Source organism: Oceanobacillus salinisoli (genome assembly GCF_009733865.1).
Lineage (GTDB): Bacteria > Bacillota > Bacilli > Bacillales > Amphibacillaceae > Oceanobacillus > Oceanobacillus salinisoli.
Map to the genome: position 1 here is coordinate 102,148 of NZ_WOFB01000017.1, position 13,637 is coordinate 115,784.

The window sequence follows — 13,637 nt, forward strand, 5'->3', positions numbered from 1 at the left end:
ATAAATTTCTAGCATATGCCTAGTTTAATTTTGGTAAGGGAGCGATTGAATGTCTATTATTGTCGAAGCGAGGAATCAAATCAACATCAAAGCATTAAACAAGGATATCGAGCAATTTAATGCTGTACATCCTATAACAGAAGATATGAAACTAACACATAAAGGTGTATCCCGTCTAGTAATGCTTGACCGTTATTCATATAAAGATACAGCGAAGACAACCCTCAAAGTAGGTGACTTTGTTGTCTTAACGGTAAAAGCAGACCCAAAGTTTCCGGCAAGGGGATTAGGTTTTGTTCAATCTATTGACTGGAAAAATAAAGTGGCAGAAGTCAAAGTAGAGCCAGAGTATCTTTCTGTTTTAGATGATAAGCAAGAAGCGGAAACAGGAATTGTCAAACGTTCCTTGGATACGATTGATAAACCTTTGGAAATTTATTACGAGCAAATTGCAAAACGAAATGCTACTGGATTATCTGTTGTTGAAAAAACTGAAGAAAAGCAAAAGGAATGGTATGGAAAGTTTTATGATGAGCTATCGAATCTGAATTTTATACCTGCTGGGCGAGTACTTTACGGCGCTGGATCAGAAACAGAAGTAACTTATTTTAATTGTTATGTAATGCCTTACGTCAAAGATTCGCGAGAAGGAATATCCGATCACCGTAAAAAAGTTATGGAAATCATGTCAAGAGGTGGAGGAGTTGGTACAAACGGTTCCACATTAAGACCAAGAAACACCCTTGCAAGGGGAGTGAACGGAAAATCATCCGGTTCCGTATCATGGTTAGATGATATTGCGAAATTAACGCACTTGGTTGAACAGGGAGGATCAAGAAGAGGCGCACAAATGATTATGCTTGTAGATTCTCACCCTGATATTCTAGAATTTATTATCTCTAAAATGCAAAATCCAAGAATTCTTCGTTACTTAATCGAAAACACAGAAGACGAACAGATAAGAAAATTGGCTCAGGAAAAATTAAAATTTACACCGTTGACTGAAACGGAAGAAGATTTGTATCAAAGTATTCTTAACTATAGAAACATTCCTGGTCAAGGAGGTTTTACAGACGCTGCCATTCGTGAGGCGGAAGACAAACTGAGAACTGGCGGTACCTATTCCGTTCATAACCCGGAATTTTTAACTGGCGCTAACATCTCTGTTTGTATCACGAAAGAATTTATGGATGCTGTTGAACAGGATGATTACTACGAGCTTCGCTTCCCTAATGTGGAGAATTATACAGAAGAGGAAATGAAGGATTACAACGAACAATGGCATGAAGTCGGCGATGTACGTGAATGGGAAGAAATGGGTTACGAAGTTCGAGTATATCGTCAAATCAAAGCGAAAGAGCTTTGGAAACTGATTAATATTTGTGCTACGTATTCAGCAGAACCAGGTATTTTCTTTATTGATAATGCCAATGACATGACTAACGCGAAAAGTTATGGACAGCAGGTTGTAGCTACAAACCCATGTGGGGAGCAGCCGCTTGCACCTTATTCAGTCTGTAATTTAGCTGCCGTCAACCTTGCAGAAATGGCTAACAAAGAAACAAATACGGTAGATTTTAAAAAATTGGAGCAAACCGTTCAAACCGGTGTACGAATGCAGGATAATGTCATCGATGCAACACCATACTTCCTGGAAGAAAATGAAAAGCAAGCACTAGGGGAAAGACGAATTGGTTTAGGGGTAATGGGTCTACATGACTTATTAATTTACTGTGAAACCAAGTATGGTTCAGAGGAAGGAAACAAGTTAGTTGATCAAATTTTTGAAACCATTGCTGTTACAGCATACAGAACTTCCATTGAATTGGCTAAAGAAAAAGGAAGCTTCCCATTCTTAGTTGGTGATACAGAAGAAGAGACGGAACAATTAAGAGAAGCGTTTATTCATACAGGTTATATGAAGAAAATGCCGGAAGATATTCGTCAGGATATTTTAAAATACGGCATTAGAAATTCTCATTTGTTAACTGTTGCTCCGACTGGAAGCACTGGAACAATGGTTGGGGTGAGTACTGGACTTGAGCCATACTACTCATTCTCTTACTTTAGAAGTGGCCGTTTAGGTAAATTTATAGAAGTTAAAGCAGACATTGTTCAAGAGTACTTGGACAACAATCCCGATGCAAATTCGGAACAATTGCCTGAATGGTTTGTTGCAGCAATGGACTTGAAGCCTGAAGAACACGCTGATACCCAGTGTGTCATTCAGCGATGGGTAGACAGTTCTATTTCCAAAACTGTCAATGCACCAAGGGGTTACACTGTTGAACAAGTGGAAAGTGTATATGAAAGATTGTACAACTGTGGAGCAAAAGGTGGAACCGTATATGTCGACGGAAGCCGTGATACCCAGGTTCTTACTCTTAAAGCGGAAGAAAATTCGTTTGAGCAAACAGAATTATTCTCTGAAGAAGATAAACCAAAGGTAGTACTCGTTGATACCGTACAGGAATTGGATAAAACCAGTGTAACGATTGGTTCTGAGGTTGGTAATACTTGTCCAGTATGTCGTGAAGGTACTGTAGAAGATATTGGCGGCTGTAATACATGTACAAGTTGTAATGCACAGTTAAAATGTGGCCTGTAAATAATAATGAAGTCGAGACTGGGACAAGAGTGTTTTAGTTAAAGAAAAATCCGAACTATGATTCAGAATTCTTCCATTAGAATTTGAGTTAGTTCGGATTTTTTTAATAGATAAGAAAATATAAATTTGCGCTTTGATGTCTAGCTCCATCGCCCAGCGACTAGCGGACTTCCCTCACCCACGTACGATAAAGAAGACTTGCCGATTGGTGAAACCGGAGGCTTAGTCGCCCTTATACCCTTGCGGTGAAAGTCAACATCGACTCACTCCGTTGGACGTGTTTCCTTTATCTTCTACGGTAGGGGAATGTCTGGATTAAAAACGCCGCTTTGCGCGGCAACAACGGACCACCTGGTATAGCCAGCCGCAGTCCGTATGCCGCTAAACGGGCGCTTGCGCTTTTCTTAATGCGTTTTTTAAACGATTGGTTGTTTTTGTCACTATATTTATAAAGTCCGGTGTAAATGAGAACACTGGTGACTTCTGCTTTGGGTAAACGCGCACATTAGTATACGGCTTTAGCCTCCTAAGAAGAAAAATCACTTCCTTGAAAAGAGAAGTACGTTTTCTTTGTGTGGTGTTATGCTTACGAAGCTTTACTCGTCCAGCCTGATCCTTGGACACGTATTTTCCCCTTTAGCAGTCGACTGCCCTCAGCTATAATCAACCAGCAATGGTAAGCTAAGTTTGATTTATTTCCAGCATATCTCCATTTTAGGAAGGCGGGATAACTCAATACTAGCAGAGCAAATAAACGGAGCTCCGGCGAGAAGCCTGTCCATAGTGAGACCCTGCAGAGATTTTATAAGGTATAACCCCAACTAAATGAAGGTTCATGCTAATGAAAACTTGTTTAAATGTACACTTTCATGTATCCTCTTATTATAGAAACAATTTTGCCTATGATAAAAAATTTTACAGAAGTGAGGGAGTCCCTATGCCAACCCCAAGCATGGAAGATTATATAGAGCAAATATATAACCTAATAGAATCCAAGGGATATGCAAGAGTGTCCGATATAGCCGAAGCTTTGTCCGTACACCCTTCGTCAGTTACGAAAATGGTTCAAAAGCTGGACAAGGATGAATATTTAAATTACGAAAAATACCGTGGTTTTATCTTAACACCCAAAGGCAAAAAAATTGGTGAACGATTAGTCTATCGTCATGAACTATTAGAAGAATTTCTTGAGATAATTGGAGTAGATAAGGAAAATATTTATAATGATGTTGAGGGAATAGAGCACCATTTAAGTTGGAACTCCATCGACCGCATTGGTGATTTGGTAAATTATTTCAAATCAAGTAAAGATAGAGTGGAAGGGCTAAAACAAATGCAGGAAGACAATAATTAATTAGGCAGTTTTCTGAAAGATTATTACTTTTGCAGAAAAACTTTATTGCGCATATGATATAAACTCCGGACTGGTGAAAACTCCATTTCGTAATCTTCTCGCTTGTTCTAATGATGATAGTGTGCATACAGTCGCTCCGGCTGCAGAAGTCTCTGTGTATTTCCTGTGCTGGTTTAGTGCTATTCAACATTCTATCTGAATGAGTGTTGCTGATCGGTATTTGATTGAATCAGAGAACAGTTTATTTGTTTAGAGTACTCTCTCTTAAGCAGTAGTCAGGAGTTTATATAAATTTCATAACATTTTGAGGTGCTATTCATTATTATTGCTCGTACTTTATACAGTAAAGGGTTCTAAAAGTACTTTCTCATGCTTAATATTTTAAAAAGTAATGTGTATTTAGCGTGCATCCTCCATGTTAAATGCAAGCTAAAATTAAGCATAAGGAGCGAGCAGATGAAAATTGATGCCGTACTTTCAGGTGGCGGAGTAAAAGCTTTTGCCTATGCTGGTGTATTAAAAAGTTTTGAGGAAAATGATCTTGAGATTGAACGGGTAGCTGGTACATCTGCTGGAGCTATTGTTGCCTCATTTCTTGCATCAAACTATAAAACGGATGAGATCATGCAATTAATTGATGAACTTGATTTAAAACAGTTTTTAGATCCTCCTGCCCTGACCAAATACATTCCTTTTAGTAAATGGTTATTCTTATATTTTCAATTAGGTATCAATAAAGGAAATAAATTAGAAAATTGGTTGTATAAGCAGCTTGCCAGGAAAAATATATACACCTTTAATGACATAACACCGGGATATCTTAAAGTGGTTGTAAGTGATTTATCTTTAGGGAAGCTCGTTGTTATTCCCGATGACTTAAAGCGTATTTATGGATTGAATCCCAAATTTTTCCCTGTTGCGAAAGCTGTTCGAATGAGTGCTGGTTTTCCGTACTTCTTTATGCCTAAAAAATTACCGGGAAAAACAGAAAAGAAAAGTATCATTGTCGATGGAGGGCTATTAAGTAACTTTCCACTATGGTTATTTGGTAGTGGAAATAATAGTGAAACGAGACCTGTACTCGGGATAAAATTTACAGGATCTATCGAGAAACAGAACTATCCTAGGAAAATTAACAACGCATTTGATATGTTTACAGCTCTTTTTGCCACAATGAAACAAGCGCATGATGCAAGATATATATCCAAATCAGATAAAAAAAATATCATTTTTATTCCAATAGAAGATGTAGATTCGGTAGATTTTCATATTGATGAGGAAACAAAGGGGAATTTATTTCTCCTTGGTAAGTCACATGCGGATGAATTTTTGAAACACTGGCCAAATTGAAGAAAAGACCGTACTTCTAGAAGGAGGCACGGTCTTTTCTTTTTGCTTTATTACCGTCAATTACTTTTAAGTGTGAGGCTGTCCGTTTGTTTCTCTTTTTCTTAATAAGGTTTGGCTGTTTTTTACTGGCCAGTTTTGTGCTGGCATTAGCTCCACGCGGCTTTTCACTTTTATATTTTGCCTTTGATTGGCGTACAGCTTTTTTATATTTCTTCATGTCATTAGAAGGAGCTCTATTTTTCAGGAAGACAAAATAGATTACTGCGAATATTGCTAACCCAATACCCAGCGTTGTAAAAATACTTATGAAAAAGCTTCCAGGCTGTGTAAAGAGTTGAGAAAATAACCCAATAACCCCAAAACCAATAATCACGTAAAACAGCAAAGACCATTTATTGCGAGCCATTAGATTCTCCTCCTTTTTCTAATAAATTGATCTGGAATCCTACTTTTGATTTGCCCATATTTATAAAGTTTTATAGTTAAAATCTAAAATATAATCCCAGATTATGTACTATATTTCAATTTTTTCCTGTTTTGATCAAATTATTCATATTAAACGATTTTTTACACGTTAGGAAAGTATAAAATTTTAGCATGAAGAGGATTCGACGTAGTTAAAATTTTAATGTACCAAGTATAAGAAAAACTAACCCATTCGCTAAAGGTCGAGCGAATACAAGCTTTTCTAAAAAGGGTTAAAAACCACAAAGCTTATGAATAGTGCCTTTTAAAAGAAAATACTAATATATGTTATATGCTTGGAATGACCTTGTGGGTAATATTTCACACGTTAGAAAGTATAAAATCTTAGACAGGAAATAATTCGGCGTAGTAAAAAAAATTTACATTCCAGGTATAAGAAAGACGAACACCTTCTCGAAAAGAAAAGCGAGTGAGAGTTTTTCTAATGTAATTGGACACGTCCAGTGCTTGTTCTTTAGATATTTATGGGAATATGAAATTTCCTTACTTTTATTTTACTAAATAGGAAGGAAGATAACTAGTATTTGGCATTTTATATTTCTTAATAATCAAAAAGGTTTTCTTGATGGACAGGATGATTGGTTTTTATGTAATTGGTAATAATACTGGTGAGGTGATTCATGTGAGTGAGAATAAACAATTAGAACAGAACAAGCACAGCGAAAACACCATGTCATTATTAGGCAGATCACTATTAACAGGATTTATTGGTGGCGTTTTTTGGGGGGGAATTGCTGTGTTTTTGTATTATTTTAATTTTACGGAGGTTTCCCCAAAATCATTTGTGTTGAGATCATGGCTTAGAACGGAATGGACCGATCGCTGGCTCGGAGATCTCGTTTCGGTTTTCCTTGTTGGTTTGTTATCCATTATTACAGCATTAATATATTATGGATTATTTAAAAAAATAAACTCAATGTGGATGGGTGTGTTATATGGTATTATCCTATGGGGTATTGTATTCTATTTACTGCAGCCGATATTCACAAATGTTCCGAATTTGTTCGAACAAAAGGCAAATACGATTGTTACAAACATCTGTTTATTTATTTTATATGGAACATTTATCGGTTATTCCATTTCGTATGATTATCATGACACAGAAGTACAACAGACTTAAAGTCCTAAACTAGTCTGAATAACCGACAATCGATAAATGATTCTTATCTTAATTACTATAAAGGGTTATTCAAAATAATGCTTTTATGATAAACTTAAAAATAGTTAAATTTTAACAACTGTTCAAGTTTTTGCTAGGTGGGCATTAGAAAGGGATGAAGTCATGGAGAAATTATCTAAATTACGCAAGGCATTAGAAGAGAAAGAATTAGATGGAATTTTGGTAACCAGTCCATATAACAGAAGGTATGTGACTGGTTTTACAGGTACAGCAGGTGTTGCAATTATATCCAAGGATGATTCCCGCTTTATAACGGATTTCAGATATACAGAACAGGCAACGGCACAAGCGAAAGAGTTCCAAATTATAGAACATAAACAAGTGATAGAGCAGGAAATAAAAAAACAATTAAAGGATATGAATATTAAGCGGCTTGGGTTTGAAAAAGATCATGTAACGTATGGCGTGTATCAGACATATCACAATCTATTTGATTCGGAGCTAATCCCTGTAAGCGGACTGATTGAAGAAATTCGTTTAATCAAGTCAGATGAAGAGCTTACAATTCTTAAAAAGGCTGCCAAAATTGCAGATGATGCATTTGCACATATTCAGTCTTATATTAAGCCAGGTGTAAAAGAAATAGATATTTCAAATGAACTTGAATTCTTTATGAGAAAGCAAGGTGCAACAGCTTCCAGTTTTGACATCATTGTTGCTTCCGGCTACCGTTCCGCACTTCCTCATGGTGTCGCGTCTGATAAGGAAATTCAATCAGGAGAATTGGTGACAATGGACTTCGGTGCTTTGTTTCAAAGTTATTGTTCAGATATTACGAGAACCATAGCAGTTGGTGAGATTTCGGATCAGTTACGCGAAATCTATGACACTGTTTTAGAAGCTAATCTTAGAGGAGTAAACGGAATTAAACCTGGATTAACCGGTAAAGAAGCAGATGCTTTAACAAGAGACTATATTAAGGAAAAAGGCTACGGTTCATATTTTGGGCATTCTACTGGTCACGGAATTGGACTTGAGGTTCATGAAGGGCCTGGATTATCTAGCCGTTCTAACAAAGTATTAAAACCAGGTATGGTTGTTACAGTAGAGCCAGGTATTTATATGGCTGGTATTGGTGGCTGCAGAATAGAAGATGATATTGTTATTACAGAGAATGGTAACGAACGCTTAACGTTTGCACCAAAAGAACTTATTCAATTATAGGGTTATGAAACGGAGGAATTAATAATGATTTCAGTAAACGATTTTAAAACAGGATTAACTATTGAGGTAGATAATGATATTTGGCAAGTAATTGAGTTCCAGCATGTAAAACCTGGAAAGGGTGCTGCCTTTGTACGTTCAAAACTTCGCAATCTAAGAACCGGTAACATTCAGGAGAAAACATTCCGGGCTGGAGAAAAAGTAAGCAAAGCGCACATCGACAACAATAAAATGCAATATTTATATGCGACAGGAAACTCCCATGCATTTATGGATATGAATACGTATGAGCAAATTGAAATACCAGGGGAGCAAATTGAATATCAATTGAAATTTATGAAAGAAAATATGGAAGTAAACGTTATCAGTTATGAGGGTGAAATACTAGGCGTAGACTTGCCAAACAACGTGGAATTAGAAGTAGTGGAAACAGAGCCAGGTATAAAAGGGGATACTGCCAGCGGTGGAACGAAACCAGCCACACTGGAAACTGGTCACGTTGTACAAGTACCGTTTTTTATCAATAAAGGTGACATTCTGGTTGTTAATACTTCAGATGGAAAATATGTTTCAAGAGCATAGGTCATTTATTTTTAGGGAGACACTTTTTGGTGTCTTCTTTTTGCATTTTAGGAAGAGGCTGGGACATAACAAACTAATGCACCTATTCTAAAACGAATGATGACATGTTAGAGGAGTTAAAAAATTCTCTATTCGCTAAATTTGTTATTATGGAATATATATAAACTCCTGACTAACTTAATTAAGAATAAATGTCTGGTGGGATGGGTGCTATGTTGATTTCCGCTCCGGGCAGTCGCGGACCTTAGGGCACGGCCTCAGCCTCCTCGGAAGAAAACCACTTCCTGCTCAGTTCTGGACACGTGCTATTCCCGCAGGAGTCGACTGCCCTCCGCTACAATCAACCATCTTAATAGTGGTAGAGTATATTTTATAGCATAATCACATGCTAGAAAGTCAAGATCACCAAACTAGCGGAGGAAATACACGGAGACTCCTGCGGGAAAAGAGGCATCGGTGAGACCCCTAAAGAAGACAGCACGAGGAGGCTCACCAGCCGCCCTAAGATGCGCGTAGTGTATTTCCGTAGCAGTAGTATTATCTCAAATTAAATATATTCGCATTTTATATCAATTGTGAAATTGAGTTTTTCTGCAAAGGGCAATAATCCTTTAGGAAACATCCATATATATAGAAAAATCCGAACTAGTTCGAATTCTAACTTTAGAATTTTGAATGATAGTTCGGATTTTTCTTGACTAAAATAGTTTTGTCCCAGCCACTTTACCACTTTAGGAAAGTATAAATTTAGACAGGAAGAGGATTCGACGTAGCAAAAATTTTAATGTCTAAAGTATGAAAAACTATCCCATACCCATTCGCTAATAGACGAGCGAATGGTTTTTTCTAATATGTTAAACGTGATGGAAATAAATCACGAAAGTAGAATCTATCAAATATTTTAGGTTATCCTCTAGGGACTTGTACAGAGTAAGAATGAATTTCATATAGAGAGAGGTGATGAAGATGACAAAGCAGTTTATTGCTTATTTTAAAACAGAGGATGATTTATTATCTGCCCGAGCCAGCTTAAATACGGTGCGGACACATGATATAACAATCGATCAGGTTCAAAGGGACAACCATGGATATACATTTATCCCTTATGTTTCAATAAATTATACAACATCCAATACGGGATTTACCGCATTTTATCAGGATGAGCAAGATGAGAGAGGCCAATTATTTGTGTTGGAAGGAGAGGCTGATGACAGGGACTATGATGATGTCATCAAAATCCTTAAGCAAAATGGTGGATATGAAAAAGGTGACCATATCATTTGATATACCGCGTGGTTAACTAAATGTAAGAACTCCCTTGAAGAATTCGGGATGCTACAAGAATGATAAGTGGGTACATTCGTTTTTTTTCATCTAACAACCAATGGGATGAAAACCGCGCATTGGTTAACTCATTTACTAACTGAAGAGAAATTAATATAAAAAATCCTAGATGTGTTTCTGGGATTTTTTCATGTCAGCAGGAAAGTATAACATTTTGGCTAAGAAGCAAATGCGAGTTTTTTAAATGTTTTCTTTATTTTACAATGGACGGTTAATAGAGAAAACTAGTCATATTTTGTCCTAGCTAACATACATTTTACTATATAACTACTAAAAAGAGAGGGTCCATTTATGGATGAAATTATACGATTATTTCCGGATGAAATAAGACAAGCTATACAGACCAAAATTGGAAAAAGGTGGGACTTTCTGCAGGAAATACGAATTCGTTTGTTTCAACCAATTGAACTTATTTTTGATAGGAATATAGAATGGATTCACCATGTGAAACCGAACAAGAAGGATGGAATATTCATCGTCAACCAATTGAGTGAATTTTCATTATATCGCATGACTGATGAATTACGGGATGGATATATAACAATTGAGGGCGGACATCGTGTTGGTATAGCTGGAAGGGTGAATACCATCGGCGGTTCAGTCAAAGCACTTCAATATATTACGTTTTTTAATATTCGAATTGCCAAACAAAAAATTGGGGCCGCTACATCCATCCTTCCATATATATATGATAAGCAATATAGGAATACGCTCATTGTAGGTGCACCACAAACTGGAAAAACAACACTTATTCGGGATGTGACGAGGATTATTTCCACTGGCTGGAAAAATGTACAAGCTCAAAAGGTTGGGGTCATTGACGAGCGTTCAGAAATAGCGGCTTCAATCAACGGGGTTCCACAGCATGATCTCGGATATCGAACGGACGTCATGGACGCTTGTCCGAAAGCAGAAGGGATGATGATGATGGTTCGTTCCATGTCTCCAGAAGTGATCGTCGTCGATGAAATTGGAAGCGAAGAAGATATCGCTGCGTTGATGGAGGCGATTAATACTGGGGTGACGGTTATCTGCTCTATTCATGGACAAAACTTAATGGAATTAAAAAAGAGACCGTCTTTACAGGTTTTATTTCAACAGAAAGTTTTTCAGAGAATGATATTTCTGGAAAAATCGAGAAGGCCTACACGAATTAAAAAAGTGTATGACCAGAATGAAAAGGAAATATCCGAGAATTTGAGGTTTGTCATAACATGAAATGGATAGGGGCTCTTCTATTAATAGGGACAACGACTTGGATTGGCTTTGACTGGAGCAGCCGTTTAGCCAATCGTCCGAAGCAGATTAGACAATTAAAAAATGCTTTACAAATATTAGAAGCTGAAATCGTCTATAGTCAGTTGCCGCTTAAGGAAGCATTTTTAAATATAGCTGGACAAATTCCAGAACCGGCGAAGTCTTTTTTTAGGGGATTGGGAAACGGATTAGATGATTCCACTATTGATTTATATAAGATTTGGAAGGAAAACGTAGATGTATTTATGCAAAATTCCAGTTTAGGAGCAAATGAAAAAGAAATCCTGTATCAATTTGGGAGAACATTAGGGCAACATGATTTTTACCAACAGCAAAAGCATATTCAATTGACACTTTCTCATTTGGAAAGGGAACTGGAGGATGCGAGAGAGGAGCAATACAAATACAGTAAAATGGCAAAAAGTCTAGGTGTATTAGCCGGATTATTTATTGTGTTGTTGCTTATTTAGTAAGAAAGGAGATAGTCCATGTTTACGGATGCGCAAGTATTATTCCAAATTGCTGGAATTGGAATCATTGTTGCACTAATACATACCATCTTAAAACAAATGGGAAAAGAAGAAATCGCGCAATTTGCAACGTTAATCGGTTTTATTATTGTTCTTGTAATTGTTATCAATGGACTTTCTGATTTATTCAACCAGATTAAATCAGTATTTCTTTTCTAGGAGCAGGTAAATATGGATATTTTACAGATTGTGCTTCTCGGAATCATCGCCAGTATTTTATATATCGTCTTAAAAGACATCAATCGTTCCTTTGCGTTTTTCATCATTTTAATAACGGGCATTATTATCTTTCTGTCCATTATTCAGCAAATTGCAATTATCTTTGAGTTAATTCAAGATCTCGGAAGAAATGCAAATGTAGAAGGTTTGTACATGGAAACTATCTTAAAAATCATTGGCATTGCTTACATCGCTGAAATTGGTGCAAGTCTGACAAAGGAAGCAGGACTGGAAGCTGTGGCAAAAAATATAGAGTTAGCTGGTAAGATTTTTATCCTATTGCTCGCTGTACCAATTATAACAGCAGTAGTGGAAGCAATATTAAATTTTTTACCATCCGTATAAATATGGTTAGGAAATCGTAATCGAAGGGGGAAATCATAGTGAATGAAATTAATTAAATATCAACGAATCTTCTTATTCACTTTTATTTTTCTCTTTATTGGACAAGCGCCTATTCAGGCGCAAACCGAACCTATTGAAGTTACGGATTCCTTATTGGATGAAATATCATTAGATGGTGTTCAGGAATACTGGGATCAACTAGTACAGGAATACGGTGGCTATGTTCCCGAATTGGAAAAAACAAGTATCTATGAATTTATTAAGAGCCAGGATTCCTTTTCAATAAAAGCTGTTCTCATGGGTTTTGTGGAATATTTGTTCCATGAGATTATCCTGAACGGAAAATTGCTAGGTACACTACTGCTGCTCACTCTGTTTTCTACTCTATTACAGACGATGCATAACGCATTTGAAAAATCTTCAGTAAGTAAAATCGCCTATTTTGTCGTTTATATCGTGCTCATCTTTTTGGCATTAAATAGTTTTTACGTTGCTGTATCTTATGTTGAGGATGCGATCCAGACGATGAGCAGCTTTATGATTGCATTATTACCCTTGGTACTGGGATTAATGGCAACCTTTGGGAATTTAGTTTCGGTATCTTTTTTTCATCCTATTATCATTTTTCTTATTAACGTGAGTGGAGTTCTTGTTTCCAACTTTATTTTGCCTTTATTGTTTTTATCCGCCATTCTCACCATTGTCAGCAGTGTAAGTGAGAATTATAAGGTGACACATTTAGCCAATTTATTTAAATCAGTGGGGATGGGTGTGCTAGGTGTTTTTCTGACCATATTTTTAGGTGTTATTTCTGTTCAGGGGACAGCCAGTGCCATTCAAGATGGTGTTGCGATGAAAACAGCAAAATTTATTACTGGTAATTTCATACCTGTTGTTGGACGTACATTTACTGATGCAACAGATACGATATTAAGTGCCTCTTTGCTGTTAAAAAATGCAGTGGGCGTTGTAGGGTTAGTGATTGTTTTACTTATTGCTTTATTTCCAGCTTTGAAGGTTGCTGCCATCGCCATTATTTATAAGATTGCCGCTGCAGTCTTACAGCCAGTAGGGGACGGACCTGTTATTTCTACACTAAATACAATCAGTAATTATATTTTGTTTGTACTCGCATGTCTTTTAGCCGTATCGATTATGTTTTTCCTGGCCATTGTCATTATTGTGGTCGCCAGTAATCTTACAATGCTCTTACGATAG

At 36.8% G+C, this 13,637-nt stretch carries 13 protein-coding genes; 12 read left to right on the top strand and 1 reads right to left on the bottom strand.

Annotated features, from left to right (window positions below; all coding sequences use genetic code 11):
* The first annotated feature begins 49 nt into the window (after positions 1–49).
* From GMJ66_RS13370 to GMJ66_RS13380, 3 genes are all read left to right on the top strand, one after another.
* The gene (locus GMJ66_RS13370; RefSeq protein WP_156290817.1) at positions 50–2,608 is read left to right on the top strand and encodes a vitamin B12-dependent ribonucleotide reductase; all 2,559 of its coding nucleotides are present in this window, start codon (positions 50–52) and stop codon (positions 2,606–2,608) included.
* Between the two features lie 937 nt (positions 2,609–3,545).
* Positions 3,546–3,962, top strand: a complete 417-nt coding sequence (mntR, locus tag GMJ66_RS13375; protein ID WP_156290818.1) for a transcriptional regulator MntR — start codon at positions 3,546–3,548, stop codon at positions 3,960–3,962.
* A gap of 456 nt (positions 3,963–4,418) precedes the next feature.
* Entirely contained in the window at positions 4,419–5,312 is an 894-nt protein-coding gene (locus GMJ66_RS13380; RefSeq protein ID WP_156290819.1) for a patatin-like phospholipase family protein, read from the top strand.
* A 16-nt stretch (positions 5,313–5,328) separates the two neighbouring features.
* On the opposite strand, the gene GMJ66_RS13385 is transcribed toward GMJ66_RS13380, so the two are convergent.
* Complete coding sequence (locus GMJ66_RS13385) at positions 5,329–5,718, bottom strand: SA1362 family protein (RefSeq protein WP_156290820.1); 390 nt, start codon at positions 5,716–5,718, stop codon at positions 5,329–5,331.
* A gap of 645 nt (positions 5,719–6,363) precedes the next feature.
* Between GMJ66_RS13385 and GMJ66_RS13390 the strand changes: the two genes are divergently transcribed.
* The 9 genes from GMJ66_RS13390 to spoIIIAE all read left to right on the top strand — a co-directional run bounded on the left by GMJ66_RS13390 (position 6,364) and on the right by spoIIIAE (position 13,637).
* Complete coding sequence (locus GMJ66_RS13390; RefSeq protein WP_331279683.1) at positions 6,364–6,918, top strand: YqhR family membrane protein; 555 nt, start codon at positions 6,364–6,366, stop codon at positions 6,916–6,918.
* A 162-nt stretch (positions 6,919–7,080) separates the two neighbouring features.
* Positions 7,081–8,142, top strand: a complete 1,062-nt coding sequence (locus GMJ66_RS13395; RefSeq protein ID WP_156290821.1) for a M24 family metallopeptidase — start codon at positions 7,081–7,083, stop codon at positions 8,140–8,142.
* 24 nt (positions 8,143–8,166) lie between these two features.
* Positions 8,167–8,724 (top strand): elongation factor P, encoded by a 558-nt coding sequence (efp, locus tag GMJ66_RS13400; RefSeq protein WP_156290822.1) that lies wholly within the window; start codon positions 8,167–8,169, stop codon positions 8,722–8,724.
* A 966-nt stretch (positions 8,725–9,690) separates the two neighbouring features.
* Complete coding sequence (locus tag GMJ66_RS13405; protein ID WP_156290823.1) at positions 9,691–10,008, top strand: hypothetical protein; 318 nt, start codon at positions 9,691–9,693, stop codon at positions 10,006–10,008.
* Positions 10,009–10,359: 351 nt separating this feature from the next.
* A complete protein-coding gene (gene spoIIIAA, locus GMJ66_RS13410; RefSeq protein ID WP_231514932.1) occupies positions 10,360–11,286 on the top strand; it encodes a stage III sporulation protein AA in 927 nt (308 codons plus the stop codon).
* On the top strand, positions 11,283–11,795 hold the full coding sequence (spoIIIAB, locus tag GMJ66_RS13415) for a stage III sporulation protein SpoIIIAB (RefSeq protein ID WP_156290824.1): 513 nt from the start codon (positions 11,283–11,285) through the stop codon (positions 11,793–11,795). Before spoIIIAA ends, spoIIIAB begins: the two co-directional genes overlap by 4 nt.
* Before the next feature lie 18 nt (positions 11,796–11,813).
* Positions 11,814–12,014, top strand: coding sequence for a stage III sporulation protein AC (spoIIIAC, locus tag GMJ66_RS13420; RefSeq protein ID WP_121202836.1), 201 nt, complete (start codon positions 11,814–11,816; stop codon positions 12,012–12,014).
* Positions 12,015–12,026: 12 nt separating this feature from the next.
* Positions 12,027–12,419, top strand: a complete 393-nt coding sequence (gene spoIIIAD, locus GMJ66_RS13425; protein WP_156290825.1) for a stage III sporulation protein AD — start codon at positions 12,027–12,029, stop codon at positions 12,417–12,419.
* Positions 12,420–12,461: 42 nt separating this feature from the next.
* Positions 12,462–13,637 carry a stage III sporulation protein AE gene (gene spoIIIAE / locus GMJ66_RS13430; protein ID WP_156290826.1) on the top strand — a complete coding sequence of 392 codons (1,176 nt, stop codon included), beginning with the start codon at positions 12,462–12,464 and terminating at the stop codon, positions 13,635–13,637.

What these genes read in the sequence shown, in the direction of transcription:
- GMJ66_RS13370 (WP_156290817.1), top strand. Translation starts at nt 50, where the DNA reads ATGTCTATTATTGTCGAAGCGAGGAATCAAATCAACATCAAAGCATTA.
- mntR (WP_156290818.1), top strand. Translation starts at nt 3,546, where the DNA reads ATGCCAACCCCAAGCATGGAAGATTATATAGAGCAAATATATAACCTA.
- GMJ66_RS13380 (WP_156290819.1), top strand. Translation starts at nt 4,419, where the DNA reads ATGAAAATTGATGCCGTACTTTCAGGTGGCGGAGTAAAAGCTTTTGCC.
- GMJ66_RS13385 (WP_156290820.1), bottom strand. Translation starts at nt 5,718, where the DNA reads ATGGCTCGCAATAAATGGTCTTTGCTGTTTTACGTGATTATTGGTTTT.
- GMJ66_RS13390 (WP_331279683.1), top strand. Translation starts at nt 6,364, where the DNA reads ATGGACAGGATGATTGGTTTTTATGTAATTGGTAATAATACTGGTGAG.
- GMJ66_RS13395 (WP_156290821.1), top strand. Translation starts at nt 7,081, where the DNA reads ATGGAGAAATTATCTAAATTACGCAAGGCATTAGAAGAGAAAGAATTA.
- efp (WP_156290822.1), top strand. Translation starts at nt 8,167, where the DNA reads ATGATTTCAGTAAACGATTTTAAAACAGGATTAACTATTGAGGTAGAT.
- GMJ66_RS13405 (WP_156290823.1), top strand. Translation starts at nt 9,691, where the DNA reads ATGACAAAGCAGTTTATTGCTTATTTTAAAACAGAGGATGATTTATTA.
- spoIIIAA (WP_231514932.1), top strand. Translation starts at nt 10,360, where the DNA reads ATGGATGAAATTATACGATTATTTCCGGATGAAATAAGACAAGCTATA.
- spoIIIAB (WP_156290824.1), top strand. Translation starts at nt 11,283, where the DNA reads ATGAAATGGATAGGGGCTCTTCTATTAATAGGGACAACGACTTGGATT.
- spoIIIAC (WP_121202836.1), top strand. Translation starts at nt 11,814, where the DNA reads ATGTTTACGGATGCGCAAGTATTATTCCAAATTGCTGGAATTGGAATC.
- spoIIIAD (WP_156290825.1), top strand. Translation starts at nt 12,027, where the DNA reads ATGGATATTTTACAGATTGTGCTTCTCGGAATCATCGCCAGTATTTTA.
- spoIIIAE (WP_156290826.1), top strand. Translation starts at nt 12,462, where the DNA reads ATGAAATTAATTAAATATCAACGAATCTTCTTATTCACTTTTATTTTT.